Origin of the sequence: Pedobacter sp., from assembly GCF_035317785.1 — a bacterium.
Lineage (GTDB): Bacteria > Bacteroidota > Bacteroidia > Sphingobacteriales > Sphingobacteriaceae > Pedobacter.
In genome coordinates this window covers 14,226-29,270 of sequence record NZ_DATHGC010000211.1, presented here as the reverse complement: position 1 = coordinate 29,270, position 15,045 = coordinate 14,226, and the positions used below count along the sequence as shown (strand labels likewise).

The window sequence follows — 15,045 nt, the reverse complement described above, 5'->3', positions numbered from 1 at the left end:
ATTTAAAATATTAAGAAACGGCCAATGTTCGCCTGAACGTGGTCGTTTTTTTTATGCTCGCCCCTGTTCAGTTGTATGGCCCTGATCTTTACACCATTCCGCTCCAGCAGCAATTCCTCATAAAAGCCTTTGTAATAGACATCTTTTACTTCAAAGCGTCTGCTGTTCCAGGAGCTTTTCAGTTCCACCCATTCGGGATAAAACACTGCCTGCCCTTCATTGATCTCGAGTCCCAGTTTCTTTGAATCTCCTGTATCCAGCACAACCGCATTCCCAAGGATCTGCGCAGTATAAATATGATCAGGATGGTTATAAATATGCGCCGGCGCACCCTTTTGCAATAAGCGTCCTTCCTTAAGGATCAGCAGTTCGTCTGACAGGAACAATCCGTCTGCCGGGTCATGAGACACCATCACTACGGTAACTCCCGTTTCGGCGGCTATTCTTTTGATATCTGCGCGCAGCTGGTTCTTTAGCAATGCATCGACCTGGCTAAAAGGCTCGTCCAGCAACAATACTGTCGTATCACTGATCAGTGCTTTTGCTATGGCTACACGCTGCTGCTCCCCGCCGCTGAGCTGTGTGATCTTTTTATCTCTGAGATGTTCTATGTGCAAATGCTGCATCATCTCTACAGTCTTTTCCTGCTTGGATCTTACGTCCGTATTGGACAGCATCGAAGCAATGTTGTCATAAACCTTGGCGTAGATATTCAGTGAAAAATCCTGCGTCACCATTTTCATTTCCTTATGCCCCGGTATCAGCTGTTCGTCAGGCCCAAGGATTCTTTTGTCCCTGAACAGCACTTCACCATCGTCTACCTTGAGCAATCCATAGATGCATTTGAGCAAGGTAGATTTGCCGCTTCCGCTTTCTCCGATAATGGCAACGATGCTCCCCTTCTTTATCGAAAAACTAATGTCCTGAACTCCCGATACCTGATCGGTCTGATATTGTTTGGTAAGGTTGTTTACACTGATGATCTGATCTTCCACATTTCAAAGATAAAACAAAAAAAATCCCGCAGTATAAATAGTGCGGGATTGGTTTTATTTGTGTGTGTTTGTTGTGTTTATAGGAATGTTACATCCAATGCTAAGGGCCTAGTTCAGCCCCAAAGTGATGCCAAAGGACATGTTCTTTATCCCTTTTTGAGGCGCACTGGCAAACATATCGTTCATATAGTATTTAGCAAAAATACCGAGGCCGCCGTATCCTAGCCTTACAGTACCCCCATAGCGAAAGGGTTCAAAATTATAGTCATCTTTGAATTTTTGTTTGCCGCGCTCATTGCTGATCTGTTTTACTTTACCGTTCAACAGGAAACTCACTTCCGGTCCGAATACAAAATAAAAGCGCTTGCCATTGTCATTCTCTTTGGTGCGCAGCTCAAAATTCAGAGGAATGTGCACATAACTATTAGAGAACCTGTTCTTCGAGAACTGGATCGTATCGGTCATATAGCTGAGCACCGGGTTATTTGGCTGCATGGTAATGTTCTTTTTTAAACGGATCAGTGTCCAGTCGAACCCACCAGCGATGTAGACCTTAAAATTTGAATTGAACCGGTAACCAAGTTGTAAAACATCAAATGAAACCGTACTGGTCTTGCTCGCTTTGTAATCCAGAAAGTCATTTTCAGGGGACAGCGTAAAACTTCCATTATCGATCAGCTTGGAAAACCCAAGATCAAAGCGGGTTAAAGTTATCCCGCCCACAAAACGGGCCTTATTTGCTTTGGCTTTCCGGACACTGTCGTCTTTCGAACGCTCATCGTCTTTGATCCCTAAAGTCATGCTAAACCTGGAATTACGCTTACTTGTAGTCGTAGTGGTAGTCACTTTAGTAGTGGTGGTAACGGTATCCTGCTGTGCAGTGGCATTTGGAGCTATCGCACCGGCAAGTCCGCTTACCATAAGTGCTGTTAATATCAGACGTTTCATATCGTGTGTGTTATTTGTTTGATCTTTTGCTAAATCTTATTATTCCCAGGTTCAGGGATACCAGCGATGAATTGTCGTCATCTGTATCAAACTGCACCAGTTTATTCTCTCTCTTATCTACTTTATTGACCACAAAGTTGACCAGATCACCAACATTTCTGATTCCCCTATGCTCCTGTGGTGCCGTTCCTGATATTGCATCCGCGCTATTCTCTGCGGGCAGGTCTGCATTGGCGATCATCACATTGTTAGCAGGAATGTTTTCCTTTGTCAACTCATTTACCGGTGTAATTGTTTCCTGTGGCTTATCATCAGGATGAACGATCCGCCGGTTCGGTTGCATCGCTGTCAAATTATTCTTTTCGTCCGCAGCGCTGAGTCTTGGGGCGATCACCAGCGGTGTACTTCTGTCAATCTTCTCTGCATCATCCTGCCCGGCAACTTTAGCGACAGCAGCATCACGCACTGCATTAGCCAAAGCATCTGTTCCAGGTACCACACGGCCAGCAACTTCGCCTGCAGACTGCAGTCTGATCCGCTCGGTTTTTGGGCTCAGCAGGCCAATACCCAGCGTCACCAACACTACCGCGGCGGCAGACCACCAGTACACCGGCAGACTCCGCTTGCGCTGAGGTTCCAGCTCTTCTGCTATATTTCCCCAAAGATTCGCCGATGGCTGTACTTCGGCATCTTCAAACCTGTCTTTAAACAACTGGTCAAATTCCTTATCCTGCATGTGTTGCATAATTTATGCCCTCCATTCTTATAATTTCTTCCCTTAATATCGCCCTTGCCCTCGACAACTGCGATTTACTTGCCCCTTCAGAAATGCCTAGTGTTTCAGCTATTTCTTTATGGGAATATCCCTCTATGATGTACATATTAAATACCATTCTGTATCCGTCTGCCAGTTTCTGGATCACCTTCATCAGATCCTGCATGCCCAGTCTGCTAAAATCAAATCCTGTTGCAGGCTGCTCATATGCGTCTTCGATAGATACTACATTCATGGCCTTCAAATTTTTACGATAACTTTCAATAGCCGTATTCACCATGATCCTCCTGATCCAGCCCTCAAAGGATCCCTCTCCCCTGTATTCTTTCATTTTTTGAAAAACTTTAATATATCCCACCTGCAATGCATCCTCCGCTTCCATCCTGTCTTGAGCATAGCGCATACAAACAGCCATCATCTTAGCTGCAGTCTGCTTGTACAGCGCCTCCTGCATCTTTCGGTTGCCTGCTTTGCAGCCTTCCAGCAATTCATCTATACTATATTGCGTCAATTTCATTTTGTGTTTGGTCCATAGAAGATGGGGCAATCCTCACAAAGGTTGCACGGCAATGAAGATAAATATAAAATAATTTTCAAGGGGAGGCACAGACCTAGCAGTCGTGCTTTTTTCGGTAGTATTTGTACCATTTTACCGCGGCCATGATGACCGCAGAAAATACAATCAGACCTATCAGACCGTAGATCCAGTTTACAGCGCTTTTGAGCACCACTGTAAACACAATAGCCACAAGAAGTATAGTTGCCACCTCATTCCACAAGCGTAGCTTAAAAGAGCTGATTTTGCATTTCCCGAGTTTCAGCTGCTTCATGATGCTCTGGCAAATGAAATGGTAGACGAGCAAAAGAACCACAAAACATAACTTGACGTGAAGCCAGGGCTGTTGTAATAGGCCAGGTCTTATTAAGATCATCGACACACCTGCCAGCACAGTCAGTACCATAGCAGGTGTAGTGATGATGTTCCAAAGCTTAGCTTCTATCTTTTCATATTCTTTTTGCAGGATCACCCGCTCTATGTCCGGGCGGTCGCTGGCTTCGGTATGGTAAATGAACAATCGTACGCTATAAAACAATCCTGCCATCCAGCTTACTACGAAGATGATGTGAACAGAAAGGACATAATAGTAGTACTGGTCCATTGTTATATTTTAATATTTAAAGTCTTTAACAACCTCAATCGCATATTTCACGTTATCAAAAGGGATGTCAGGCATAATACCATGTCCCAAATTGAAAATAAAACCCTTCTCGCCCCGCATGCGCTCAAACAACCTGAGGATTTCTTTTTTGATCACAGGTTTATCTGCATACAAAATATGTGGGTCCAGGTTGCCCTGAACTGCAATGCCTGCCGGAAGGCTGTTTTTGATGTTCAGCAAGTCAGCGTTCCAGTCTACCGAGATCACGTCAGGTTTGGCTTCAGCCATAATTGGCGCAAACACTGAACTCCCTTTGCAGAAAGATATAACCGGTATGTCTTTTCTGTTCAGGTTGGCAATGATCTCCCGGATATAGCGATGAGAGAACTCCTGGTAGTCATTCCATGACAATGCCAGTGCCCAGCTGTCAAAGATCTGTACAGCATTTACACCTGCAGCAATTTGCAGGTTCAGATAATCCGAAGTTACCTTAGCGATCTTCGCCAGTAATTTGTGCGCAAGCTCCGGGTGATTGTGCATCAGTAATTTGGTTATTTTAAAGTCTTTAGAAGAGCCGCCCTCAACCAGGTAACTCATCACGGTAAACGGCGCACCGGCAAATCCGATCAGGGGAATACTTCCATTCAGGCGCTGCTGAATGACTTCGATGGCATCTGCAACATACTGCAAACGATCCAGCACATTTACTTCCAGCGCATCTATATCAGCAAGATTACGAACCGGGTTGGCAAATTTAGGCCCTACCCCTTGTGTAAAGCTCAGGTCCCCGCCCATCGCCTCCGCGGTGACCAGTATATCAGAGAACAAAATCGCAGCATCTATACCCAGCAGGTCAACAGGCAGCATCGTTACGTCGGCTGCGATCTCAGGGGTTTTGCACATCTCCAGGAAGGAATACTTGTTTTTGATCTCCCAGTACTCCGGCATAAAACGGCCTGCCTGGCGCATCATCCATACCGGCGGGCGTTCTGTTTGCTTTGAAAATGCTGCGTCTAAAAATAAATTGTTCATCTAAAATCTAATTGGTTTTATAAGCGGTTCGCTTCTATCTCTATTTTATTAATTATCTCTTGTGCTTTGGGTGTGCTGGCCATTTCTTTGGCCCTGGCAATGTATGCCCTGCTCCGTTCCCCGTCTTTCTTACGCAAAGCGAGGTTGGCCAGGTGGATCATTACGAATGCCTTGTCGTTCTTACCGCCCAGGGGAAACCGGCTGGCAATCTGAAAATGACGCTCCGCAGTGTCGTATTCTTCTCGCTTCAGGGCGATATTGGCCTTCATAAACTCATAATATCCCCTTCTGTTTCTGGCCAGTCTGTCCGGGTTTGGAACCTCAGATAGTAAACGGGTTGCACTTTCGTGATCGCCTTTTTGAAAATATTTTGAAGCCAGTACCACAGAACTGTGTTTAAAATGACTCCACAATACAAAAGCAAAAAACAGCCCTGCCAATGCGGCCAGCTGTATCTGATCATAAAAAAGGCATGCAGCGGCGGCGAAAACAAAAAGCGCCATCAGTGCATACCTGCCTTTGTTGTTATACATTAATGAATGTCAGTGAATTTATAACCTACCCCTCTTATCGAGTGAAAATAAACCGGGTTTTTCTGATCCGGCTCAAAGTACTTGCGGAAGGTCAGAATAAAGTTGTCAATGGTACGGGTCGACGGATATACGTCATAGTTCCATACCGTTTCCAGGATCTGCTCACGTGATACAGCTTCATTCTTGCGCTCGATGAGCAATTTCAGCAGCATGGTTTCTTTTTTGGTCAGGGGCACAATCAGTCCGTCATCCTGTTTCAGCTCAAATGAATTGAAATAAATGGTTTTATCACCGATCTTATAGGAATTCAGCTCTTTCAGATCATCGGCTTTCAAGCTGCGTTTCACTAAAATACCGACCCTCAGGATCAGTTCTTCCAGGTTAAATGGTTTCACCAGGTAATCGTCAGCGCCTTTTTTCAGGCCCAATACACGATCTTCACTCGTATTTTTGGCCGTCAGGAAAAGGATAGGTACTTCAGTATTTTCCAAACGGATCGTTTCACATACCTGGAAGCCATCCATTTCAGGAAGCATCACATCCAGAATGATCAGGTTAAAACGTTCTTCTTTAAATACTTTAAGAGCAGTTTTGCCGTCTTTTACAGCATGAACTTTGTAGCCTTCAAGTTCAAGGTTTAGTTTGATTGCGTCTAATAGATGGTCTTCATCTTCAACCAGTAATATTCTTAATTTCTGTGGCATATCAGTTAAATGTTATTTCAAAAATTGCACCATGCGGTACGTTATCTTTAACGCTGATGTCAGCGTCATGACTCTGTAGAACTTCCTTAACAATAAACAGGCCTAAACCGGTTCCTTTTGATTTTCTGACATTTTCATCACCAACCCGGTAAAATTTATCAAAAATCAGCATCTTTTCGGTATCAGGTATACCTGGCCCTTTGTCAGTTACTCTCAAAAAAGGATGCCCGTCTTTACTTGTCAATTCTACTCCTACCTCCGCGCAAGGCCCTGAATATTTAACCGCATTCTCCACCAGGTTTGTCACTACCGATGATAGCGCAAACTGGTCGCCCATCACCTTTACTCCTGGTTTTATTAGCGGGCTGATCACCTGTTCACATCCACAGGAATGGATCTGCAGGCGGTCTGTGATCCTTGTCACCAGTTCAGAAAGGTCAAATTCTTCCTTAGGGAAGGAATAAGACCTGTTTTCAATCTTGGTAGCCAGCAGCATATTCTCAACCAGATCATCCAGTCGTTCAATATCTTTCAGCGAATTGTTGAGTAAAGAAGTCTGCCTTGCCTTGTCCAGATCACGTTTTACAATGGTCTGCAAAGACAGTTTAATGGCCGCCAGCGGCGATTTAAGCTCATGCGTCACCGACAGCAAGAAGTTCTGCTGCTGCTCTCTCAGCTTATCTTCCTTACTGATGGCCCGGTGTAAAAAATAGGCGCCTACACACAGCAGGAATAAAAATACCGATCCCTCACCCATTACCATTGCCATCCTGTCGCGTTCAAGTTTCACCACAAGGGTTCCCCAGGAAATCAGCTGTACCAGGGAATACAACAGCAGAAAGTAGAATATAACGATCGATTTTTTCAAAACTATGTGGCTTATACTATAAACTTAGATAAATATACCCATTAATTATTTATTCCTGAATACGACATCGAGGCTGTCAAATATTGCCCTTTTTGCCTTTTCAAGTTCAATTTTTGTATGCGCTGCAGATACAAATCCGACCTCATACCCAGATGGTCCCAGGTAAATACCTCTGTTTAGCAGTTCCCTGTGCATGATTTTAAATTTCTCCATACTTGCCGGATCAATATCTTCAGCAGTCTGGATCTTATCTTTATCGGTAAACGCTATCCAGAAGATCGAGCCCACATAAAATACTTTCAGCTTATAATTCCTTGCGGTTGCAAAACGCTGTATGCTCTCTGCAAATTCCGAGGCCTTGCTGTTCAGTTCTTTGTAAAAACCAGAACGCAGCAATTCCGTAAGCTGGGCAATTCCAGCAGCCATGGCTACAGGGTTTCCTGATAAAGTACCGGCCTGATATACACCACCATCGGGTGAAATGTGGGCCATAATTTCAGCAGATGCCCCATACATTCCTACCGGCAATCCGCCCCCGATAATTTTACCATAGGTAACAATGTCAGGCTTTATGCCATAATGTCCTGCCGCACCTTCAAATCCTAACCTGAACCCGGTGATCACTTCATCAAAAATCAATAATGCATTGTTCTCTTTGCATATCTTCTCCAGGAACTTAACATATTCCTCATCCTGCATCAGCAAACCATTATTGGCTGGTATCCCTTCAATGATCACGGCGGCTACCTGGTTTTTGAATTGGGCAAAAGCCTGTTCTAAAGCTTTTGTATCATTCAAAGCAATCACTATTGTTTCTTCTGCAAAAGACTTAGGCACCCCGGCAGACGAAGTTTCACCAAAAGTGACCAGCCCTGAACCCGCTTTTACCAGCAGGGAATCGCTATGGCCATGATAGCATCCTTCAAATTTAATGATCTTATCCTTACCGGTATACCCCCGGGCAAGCCTGATGGCCGACATTACCGCCTCAGTTCCCGAACTTGTAAACCTGATCTTCTCTACAAACTTGTTGTTCTTGATGATCAGTTCAGCAAGTTCATTTTCCAGAGCAGTAGGCGCCCCAAAGCTCATTCCGTTCTGCATCACTTCAGTTACCTTCTCACGTACCTTTGCATGGTTATGGCCCAGTATCAAAGGGCCCCAGCTTCCGCAAAAATCTATGAACTGGTTTCCATCAGCGTCCCATACAAAACAGCCATCTCCCTTTTGGATGAACAACGGCGTACCGTACACCGATTTAAAAGCCCTCACCGGGGAATTTACTCCTCCCGGAAAATATTTTTTTGCTTTCTCGTACAGCTCCGCCGATTTCTCCCTCGGGATATCCGGCTTACTTCCCGTATTCATGGGCAATTCGCCTTCATTCCCTGAAAACATTTTTTTTAAAGACTCCAACATAATTTACAACCAGTTCTTTTCTACAATATCTCTTATATGGTACGTTGTGATGATGCTTGCCCCCGCACGCGCAAAAGCATGCATGGTCTCCATCACCACTTTTTGTTCATCTATCCAGCCTTTTTGCGCCGCCGCCTTGACCATGGAATACTCTCCCGACACGTTGTAGCAGGCAATAGGCAGATCTGTATGCTGCTTCAGGTTATGGATTACATCCATATATGCCAAAGCCGGCTTCACCATCAATACATCCGCACCCTGGCTTTCATCCAGCAATGCTTCTCTCAAAGCCTCCTGACCGTTTCTGAAATCCATCTGGTAAGCTTTTCTATCACCTTTGCTCGGCGCACAGTCTGCAGCCTCTCTGAATGGCCCGTAATAAGCTGAAGCAAATTTGATGGCATGGCTCATAATGGCCGTATTCACGAACCCGGCTCCGTCCAGCACACTTCTCATTGCGCCAACCCGGCCGTCCATCATATCAGACGGTGCCAGCATATCAGCACCGGCCTGTGCATGAGTCAGTCCCATTTTTGCAATCAGTTCCACAGTGGCATCATTCTGCACATAATCATTCTCTATAATGCCGCAATGACCATGCGTAGTATAAGAACAAACACATACATCAGTTACAACATATAGATCGTCCCCAAAGTTTTTCTTGAGCAACCTTACGGCCGATGGAACCAGGGAATGGTCATGATAAGCAGACCTTGCGTCCTCGCTCTTCTCATCTCCTACACCAAACAGCATGATCTTGTTCACCCCAAGTTTCAACCCCTTCTCTACATCCCTGATCAATGTATCCTCAGAGAACTGACTGACACCCGGCATCGCATCCAAAGCTTGAACTACATTCTTGCCCGGCACAATAAAGTACGGGTAAATAAACATATCCTTAGATAACCTGGTTTCAGCAATCATTTCCCTCACTACAGGGTTCTTTCTCAATCTACGCGGACGGTGCAACATAACAATGATTTATTTAATATCTATTCCGAATACAGCCTCAGCCAATCCAATCTCGTCAGGAGAATAAGGCAGCGTATAAGTTACCCCCATCTCGTCAAACTTCTTGCCTGTCGAATTGCCTATGGCAATTACCTGTTGTCCGGGATCCAGTAAGTTATCCGCAAAGTAGGCATCCACATTACTCGGACTGGTAAAGATCAGTATATCGGCATGAGTCTGATCGATTTCATCCTCAACCACAGTTTCGTATATAGGAAGGTCTACTATCTTTGTATCCGCTTTCAGTAATTTCTGAATGCTCTGCAGGGAATCCTGTGCCCTTGGAAACAATACGGTTTTACCGGTTACCAATTCAGCAAATGTCTCAGCGACCTCGGTAATATCTCCGCTTTCGCCAACATAATCTGCCAGTTCACCATGTTTGCGCAGCGCGTCTTCAGATCCTCTCCCTACCACTCCAAACTGTACTTTTTTAGACAGCACCGGTTTCAGGTTAAAGAAGTACTCCACCGCGTTTCTGCTGCTGAAAAAGATCCAGTCTATATTTTTCAAATAAAAAGGATCGAGTACATTGACTATAGGAAAGGTGCGGATCAGCGATCTGCCTTCTATTTCAATATCATGTTTCTCCAGTGCTTTTCTAAAATAATTGTGCTCCCCGATCTCTCTGGAGATGAACACCTTTGAAGGTCTTTTCCTGTCAGCGGCAAACTTGCTCACTATCTTTTCTGCAAGGCCGTCCAGACTCTCCACCCTGTAAAACAAGCGGTCCGGAAAATCCTCGTCAGTTTCCGCTTTAGAAGTCCACACTTCAAATTTTCCGTCTTCTTTTTTGCAATAACAGCCCAAAGGCATATGGCACCCACCCTCAAACAGGTTCAGCACTTTTCTTTCCACTGCTATTTCGGCCGCAGTTTCCGGGTGATGGATCTTTTGAAGCAGTTCAAATAATTCACTATCACTCTCCCTGATCTGTATAGCAAGCGCCCCCTGTGCAGGTGCGGGCACCAGTTCAGTAGTGTCCACCACCTCAACATGAAATTCAGAAAGATCTATATTTAAACGGTTCACACCCGCCCTTGCGATCATTATGGCGTCATAGTCCTCATCTCGCAGCTTACCGATTCTGGTCGGAACATTACCCCGAAGGTCTTCAATATTCAGGTCCGGCCTTAACGCCAGCAACTGTGCCTTACGCCTGTTGGACGAAGTGCCCACCATCGCGCCGGTCTTCAATGAAAGTTTTTGGGTTACATCCACACAGTCCTTCAGGATCAGCAGCAGTTCAGAAGGGTCTTCACGTTCAGTTACCGCAGCAATAGTCAGCCCCGCAGGATGTACAGTAGGCAGATCTTTATGAGAATGCACAGCAATATCAATGGTGCCGGCCAAAAGTTCTTCTTCCAGTTCTTTAGTAAAGAAACCTTTGCCTTCCAGTTTATCCAGACGTAAATTTAAAATCTTGTCACCCTGGGTTTTGATGATCTTCAGGTCGGTTTCCACACCTATCCCCGCAAGCTTCTCCTTAATGAAGTTGGCTTGCCATAAAGCCAGGTCACTGCCTCTCGTACCTATAGTAAGTCTTTTCACGTTGATGCTAATTTTTCCGCAAATCTAGCTATTCTTTACCAATATCTCCTTTGCCATGACCATTGGTACGCTGATGTATTTTTTCTCCATATAATTCATCACGCGTTCCAGCACGAGCCTGGAGTTCTCATCCATGCCGCTGATTTCGTCGGCAAAGACGCCATTGATAGCAGTCTGCTTAATTTCCTTTATTTTCCGCGGCACACCACTCATGGCGATCTCTATCTCGCGCTGGCGCAATACCAGTTCAAAATCCTTAATGTTTTCCTCAATGATGTGTTCGGCATTGACCAGCTCATCATAGCGTTCCTGGATATTTTTACGGGCGATCTCTTTCAAAGATTCTACCTCTATAAAATGAACAGGAAAATTTTCAACCACTCCGGGAGCAGTATCATTAGGCACTGCCAGATCCACGATCACCTTTTTACCGGTATCGCCATTGAGCAGTTTTTTATAGATATCTTCAGTGATGATGGGCTCTGTAGCCCCTGTGCAGGTAATGATGACATCAAAACCTTTATTGTAATTTTCCAGTTCTGAGAGCGGGTAGGCTGTCCCGTTCAGGTCTTTAGCCAGTGATATTGCATTTTCAAGAGTTCTGTTGAAGACAGAGAAATTAGAGTATTTGTGTTTTTTGAGGTACTGAGCGATGAGTTTGTTGGTTTCCCCGGCACCGATGATCAGCAGCCTTGCTTCACTGGAACACATCTTGAGGTCACGGAGCTTGCGATAAGCAAGGGAGACAATAGAGACGGGGTTTTTGGATATATTGGTGTGGGTATAGACCTCCTTGGCAGTCTTGACAACCCTGTTCATGATCATCCGCATATAGTCTCCGGTAAATCCGGCTACACGGCACGCCTCATAGGCTTTCCGGATCTGCGCCAGGATCTCCTTTTCACCTACCACCAGGCTTTCGAGTGAACATGAAGTACGCAGCAAATGGTTGAAGGCTTCCGCCTGTTCGTATACCGACACCTTATCAATAAAATCGTCCATATACTTTTCCGGCAGCCCCATATCCAGTACGGTTAGAAAATGACGGATAAAATCCTTGTCAATAATATTTGAAGAAGTGAATACGAATTCGACCCGGTTACACGTTCCTACATAGAATATTTCTTTGACCCCGAGTACAGATTGGATATTCCTCAACCTGTCATCCAGCGTCTGCTCACATATCACCAACTTGCCCAGCGACTGCAGGTCAATATGTTTGTGCGTAAAAGCAATGATCTTTAAATATTCCAAAATGTATTACCCTGTTTATTTTTAGCGAAACAAAAGTAATAAGCGGAGGCTGTTCCACTGTCATTAGGCTGTAATTAAGAGCTATTTAGAAAGATTTTAAATTGACTGATCTTCAGTCAAACATCGGCTGAAAAAATTTGTTATATTGGCTAAACCTCATAACAGCAGTTACATATGATACAAAAAGAGCAGTTTTTACTGTCCGGTGCAGAAGGAAAAACCATATTTGGCGATTATACTTATGACGATAAAAACACAATAAGAGGCACCATAATTTTTGTCCACGGGTTCAAAGGGTTCAAAGATTGGGGTGCACACAACCTGATCGCCGGATGGTTTGCCTCCAATGGCTACCGGTATTTAAAATTTAACCTGTCGCATAGCGGTGTCAAGCTCGAAAATCCCGTTGATGTAACCGACATGGAAACGTTTGCCTCAAATACCTTCAGTAAGGAATTTTTTGATGTAGATGCTGTGATCAGCTATACCGCAGAAAATTTCCCCGATACTCCCATTTATCTTATAGGTCATAGCCGCGGGGGCGGGTTAGCGGTTGTAACCACTGCAAAAGATCGGAGGATCAGCAAGCTGATCACCTGGTCTACCATAGCAGATTTCTCCAGCCTGTGGAAAAAAGAACAGGAAAAGGAATGGATTCATGCCAGCACGATCACGGTGATAAATGCACGGACCCACGAAACAATGCCCTTAAACAGTACACTCTTATATGATTTCAGAAAACACAAGGAGGAATTTGATATTTTAAAAGCAGCGGAACGGGTCTCTGTTCCCTGGCTGATCCTGCATGGAGATCAGGATGTGAACGTTGACTTTAGTGTAGCGCAGCAGCTGGCACAGAGACAGATCAAGGCAAAAATCTATAAAATAGAAGGCGCCAATCATGTTTATGGCGCCTCCCATCCTTATAATTCTGATCGCCTGCCTGATCATTTACAAGAGGCAGCCGAAAAGACTTTAGATTTTATTTCACAGTAAACGGCACTGAAATATTACCCCATTCTAAAACAACTTTACCTGATTTGTCTATGGTAAAAGTCATTTTTTCCACGAAAGTTTTTGCTTTTCCTGTTTTTACCGGTACTCGAAGGGCATCATCCGCTTCTTTGTATTCATAAGAACCCCACTGATTTGCGGTCTTGTTAAAGATCCACACCCAATCCTGAGCTCCCGGGATAGAGTGCAATGAATATTTACCTGCAGGCAAAGCTTTTCCTTCGATGGTCACATCTTTGCTCACTTCAAATATAGTGGCCTCATTTGCTCCGGTACGCCAAACTTTACCGTCAAACGGTGCGATTTCTTTACCTACAGTACGTCCTTTTACGGATGGAGAGCTGTAATCGATCGTGATTGCTGTGCCTGATTTAGTTGTTCCTTTGGCAGTTGCAGGCGGACTCGGGCGCTTACTTTTATCTTCTTTAGGCTTGTCCTGAGCAGATACAGTTACTGAAGTAAACAAAGTCACAATTAGAGACAATACAAATATTTTTTTCATAACATTTAATTTTTTGATTGTTACTAATATAACAAATTTTTATTCAACTGTTATGTGCCCGGTAAAGAAGCAATTCTATTTGCATAAATCAAAGCCATATGCTAACTTTGAATTGCAAAGCACTTTTAAATGAGCAAGCAAACAGACAATTTTTACAATAAATTTTCATTCCTCTACCCTTTGGTGGATCTATTTCTGAAACCGCAAAAACGTAAGTTATTCCAGGAGATCAACAAACTGCCGCCCGGAGAACTACTTGAGATCGGAGTAGGAAACGGAAAGCATCTTCCACTCTGCAAAACCCACAAAATAACTGCGATCGATACCTCTTCCAGTATGCTCGAAACAGCAAGAAAACAAAAAAAGGAGAACATCGAACTTCTGCAGATGAACGGAGAGGACCTCTTGTTTCCGGACAAATCTTTTGATTATGTTATCCTCTCTCATGTTATCGCTGTTGTCGACAATCCCGAAAGATTGTTAGCCGAAACTTTCAGAGTACTAAAACCTGATGGGAAGGTCTTTATCCTCAATCATTTTACGCCGCGTAACTGGTTAAGGCACATTGACAAATCCTTACAGGTTATTTCTAAAATATTTCATTTTAAATCACTTTTTTATATCGACAGCTTATCTGAAATAAAAAAGTTTAGGCTTTTAAAAGAAATCAGCTTTGGTCAGCTTTCCTATTTCAAACTTTTAATCTATGGAAAGCTATGAAAAAACACCATTTTTTAATCATTGCATCCTTGTTGATCAGCTTATTCGTCTATTTGTTCTACCGCACAGAAAAGACAGTAGTCAACGAAATATTTATTTCGATCGTATCATTTAATATCTTTTTCGAAATGCGGGAGCATGTTACAAAAGTGCTCCCCCTAAACGAACACATCATTTACTCACTGCCCGAAGCACTATGGGTATTTTGCATCACACTAACGTCGAAATTCTTATTTATAAGGATCGCTAACCGTGAATTTGATCTAGTTTATACCCCTCTCGCATTTTCTATCGGTTTAGAGCTATTCCAGCTTCTTCACCTTACAAATGGACGATTTGATTTTTGGGATATCGGGCTTTCAATTTTATTTTGGACAATTGCCAATTACCTGATAAAGAATGCAATCGCAAGGCAAAATATGCTGATCCCATTTAACGCCCGGAGTTTAATCTGTCTGCTGACCTATCTGATTATTTATTTGGCACACGTATGGAAATAATGAAATGCACCGAAGAATTGCATTTTTTTGTATTTTTGCTCCGCAACTACCAAACACAC

At 43.9% G+C, this 15,045-nt stretch carries 17 protein-coding genes; 3 read left to right on the top strand and 14 right to left on the bottom strand.

Going from position 1 to position 15,045, the window contains the following annotated elements; genetic code table 11:
- Positions 1 to 2 precede the first annotated feature (2 nt).
- From VK541_RS12730 to hemA, 13 genes are all read right to left on the bottom strand, one after another.
- A complete protein-coding gene (locus VK541_RS12730; RefSeq protein WP_324370636.1) occupies positions 3 to 995 on the bottom strand; it encodes an ABC transporter ATP-binding protein in 993 nt (330 codons plus the stop codon).
- 108 nt (positions 996 to 1,103) lie between these two features.
- Positions 1,104 to 1,943: an outer membrane beta-barrel protein gene (locus tag VK541_RS12725; RefSeq protein WP_324370634.1), complete on the bottom strand. Its 840-nt coding sequence runs from the start codon at positions 1,941 to 1,943 to the stop codon at positions 1,104 to 1,106.
- 10 nt (positions 1,944 to 1,953) lie between these two features.
- The gene (locus VK541_RS12720; protein WP_324370633.1) at positions 1,954 to 2,679 is read right to left on the bottom strand and encodes a hypothetical protein; all 726 of its coding nucleotides are present in this window, start codon (positions 2,677 to 2,679) and stop codon (positions 1,954 to 1,956) included.
- A complete protein-coding gene (locus VK541_RS12715) occupies positions 2,669 to 3,235 on the bottom strand; it encodes an RNA polymerase sigma factor (RefSeq protein ID WP_324370631.1) in 567 nt (188 codons plus the stop codon). Before VK541_RS12715 ends, VK541_RS12720 begins: the two co-directional genes overlap by 11 nt.
- A 94-nt stretch (positions 3,236 to 3,329) precedes the next feature.
- A complete protein-coding gene (hemJ, locus tag VK541_RS12710) occupies positions 3,330 to 3,878 on the bottom strand; it encodes a protoporphyrinogen oxidase HemJ (RefSeq protein WP_324370629.1) in 549 nt (182 codons plus the stop codon).
- Positions 3,879 to 3,887: 9 nt separating this feature from the next.
- Positions 3,888 to 4,910: a uroporphyrinogen decarboxylase gene (gene hemE / locus VK541_RS12705; protein WP_324370627.1), complete on the bottom strand. Its 1,023-nt coding sequence runs from the start codon at positions 4,908 to 4,910 to the stop codon at positions 3,888 to 3,890.
- Between the two features lie 17 nt (positions 4,911 to 4,927).
- Positions 4,928 to 5,443 carry a hypothetical protein gene (locus VK541_RS12700; RefSeq protein WP_324370625.1) on the bottom strand — a complete coding sequence of 172 codons (516 nt, stop codon included), beginning with the start codon at positions 5,441 to 5,443 and terminating at the stop codon, positions 4,928 to 4,930.
- Positions 5,443 to 6,147 carry a response regulator transcription factor gene (locus VK541_RS12695; RefSeq protein ID WP_285054621.1) on the bottom strand — a complete coding sequence of 235 codons (705 nt, stop codon included), beginning with the start codon at positions 6,145 to 6,147 and terminating at the stop codon, positions 5,443 to 5,445. Before VK541_RS12695 ends, VK541_RS12700 begins: the two co-directional genes overlap by 1 nt.
- Position 6,148: 1 nt before the next feature.
- Positions 6,149 to 7,015, bottom strand: a complete 867-nt coding sequence (locus VK541_RS12690) for a HAMP domain-containing sensor histidine kinase (RefSeq protein WP_324370621.1) — start codon at positions 7,013 to 7,015, stop codon at positions 6,149 to 6,151.
- Positions 7,016 to 7,060: 45 nt separating this feature from the next.
- On the bottom strand, positions 7,061 to 8,434 hold the full coding sequence (hemL, locus tag VK541_RS12685; protein ID WP_324370619.1) for a glutamate-1-semialdehyde 2,1-aminomutase: 1,374 nt from the start codon (positions 8,432 to 8,434) through the stop codon (positions 7,061 to 7,063).
- Positions 8,435 to 8,437: 3 nt separating this feature from the next.
- Entirely contained in the window at positions 8,438 to 9,406 is a 969-nt protein-coding gene (gene hemB / locus VK541_RS12680) for a porphobilinogen synthase (RefSeq protein WP_324370617.1), read from the bottom strand.
- Between the two features lie 9 nt (positions 9,407 to 9,415).
- Positions 9,416 to 10,996, bottom strand: a complete 1,581-nt coding sequence (hemC, locus tag VK541_RS12675; protein WP_324370615.1) for a hydroxymethylbilane synthase — start codon at positions 10,994 to 10,996, stop codon at positions 9,416 to 9,418.
- A 24-nt stretch (positions 10,997 to 11,020) separates the two neighbouring features.
- Positions 11,021 to 12,250 carry a glutamyl-tRNA reductase gene (gene hemA, locus VK541_RS12670; RefSeq protein WP_324370614.1) on the bottom strand — a complete coding sequence of 410 codons (1,230 nt, stop codon included), beginning with the start codon at positions 12,248 to 12,250 and terminating at the stop codon, positions 11,021 to 11,023.
- Positions 12,251 to 12,424: 174 nt separating this feature from the next.
- On the opposite strand from hemA, the gene VK541_RS12665 reads away from it, so the two are divergent.
- Positions 12,425 to 13,246: an alpha/beta hydrolase gene (locus tag VK541_RS12665; RefSeq protein ID WP_324370612.1), complete on the top strand. Its 822-nt coding sequence runs from the start codon at positions 12,425 to 12,427 to the stop codon at positions 13,244 to 13,246.
- Here the strand turns inward: VK541_RS12665 and VK541_RS12660 are convergent.
- The gene (locus tag VK541_RS12660) at positions 13,233 to 13,766 is read right to left on the bottom strand and encodes a DUF2911 domain-containing protein (protein ID WP_324370610.1); all 534 of its coding nucleotides are present in this window, start codon (positions 13,764 to 13,766) and stop codon (positions 13,233 to 13,235) included. The two genes, VK541_RS12665 and VK541_RS12660, sit on opposite strands and share 14 nt — an antisense overlap.
- A 129-nt stretch (positions 13,767 to 13,895) precedes the next feature.
- Here VK541_RS12660 and VK541_RS12655 point away from each other — a divergent pair, with 129 nt between their 5' ends.
- Complete coding sequence (locus VK541_RS12655) at positions 13,896 to 14,486, top strand: class I SAM-dependent methyltransferase (protein ID WP_324370608.1); 591 nt, start codon at positions 13,896 to 13,898, stop codon at positions 14,484 to 14,486.
- Complete coding sequence (locus tag VK541_RS12650) at positions 14,483 to 14,986, top strand: hypothetical protein (RefSeq protein WP_324370606.1); 504 nt, start codon at positions 14,483 to 14,485, stop codon at positions 14,984 to 14,986. Before VK541_RS12655 ends, VK541_RS12650 begins: the two co-directional genes overlap by 4 nt.
- Positions 14,987 to 15,045 lie beyond the last annotated feature (59 nt).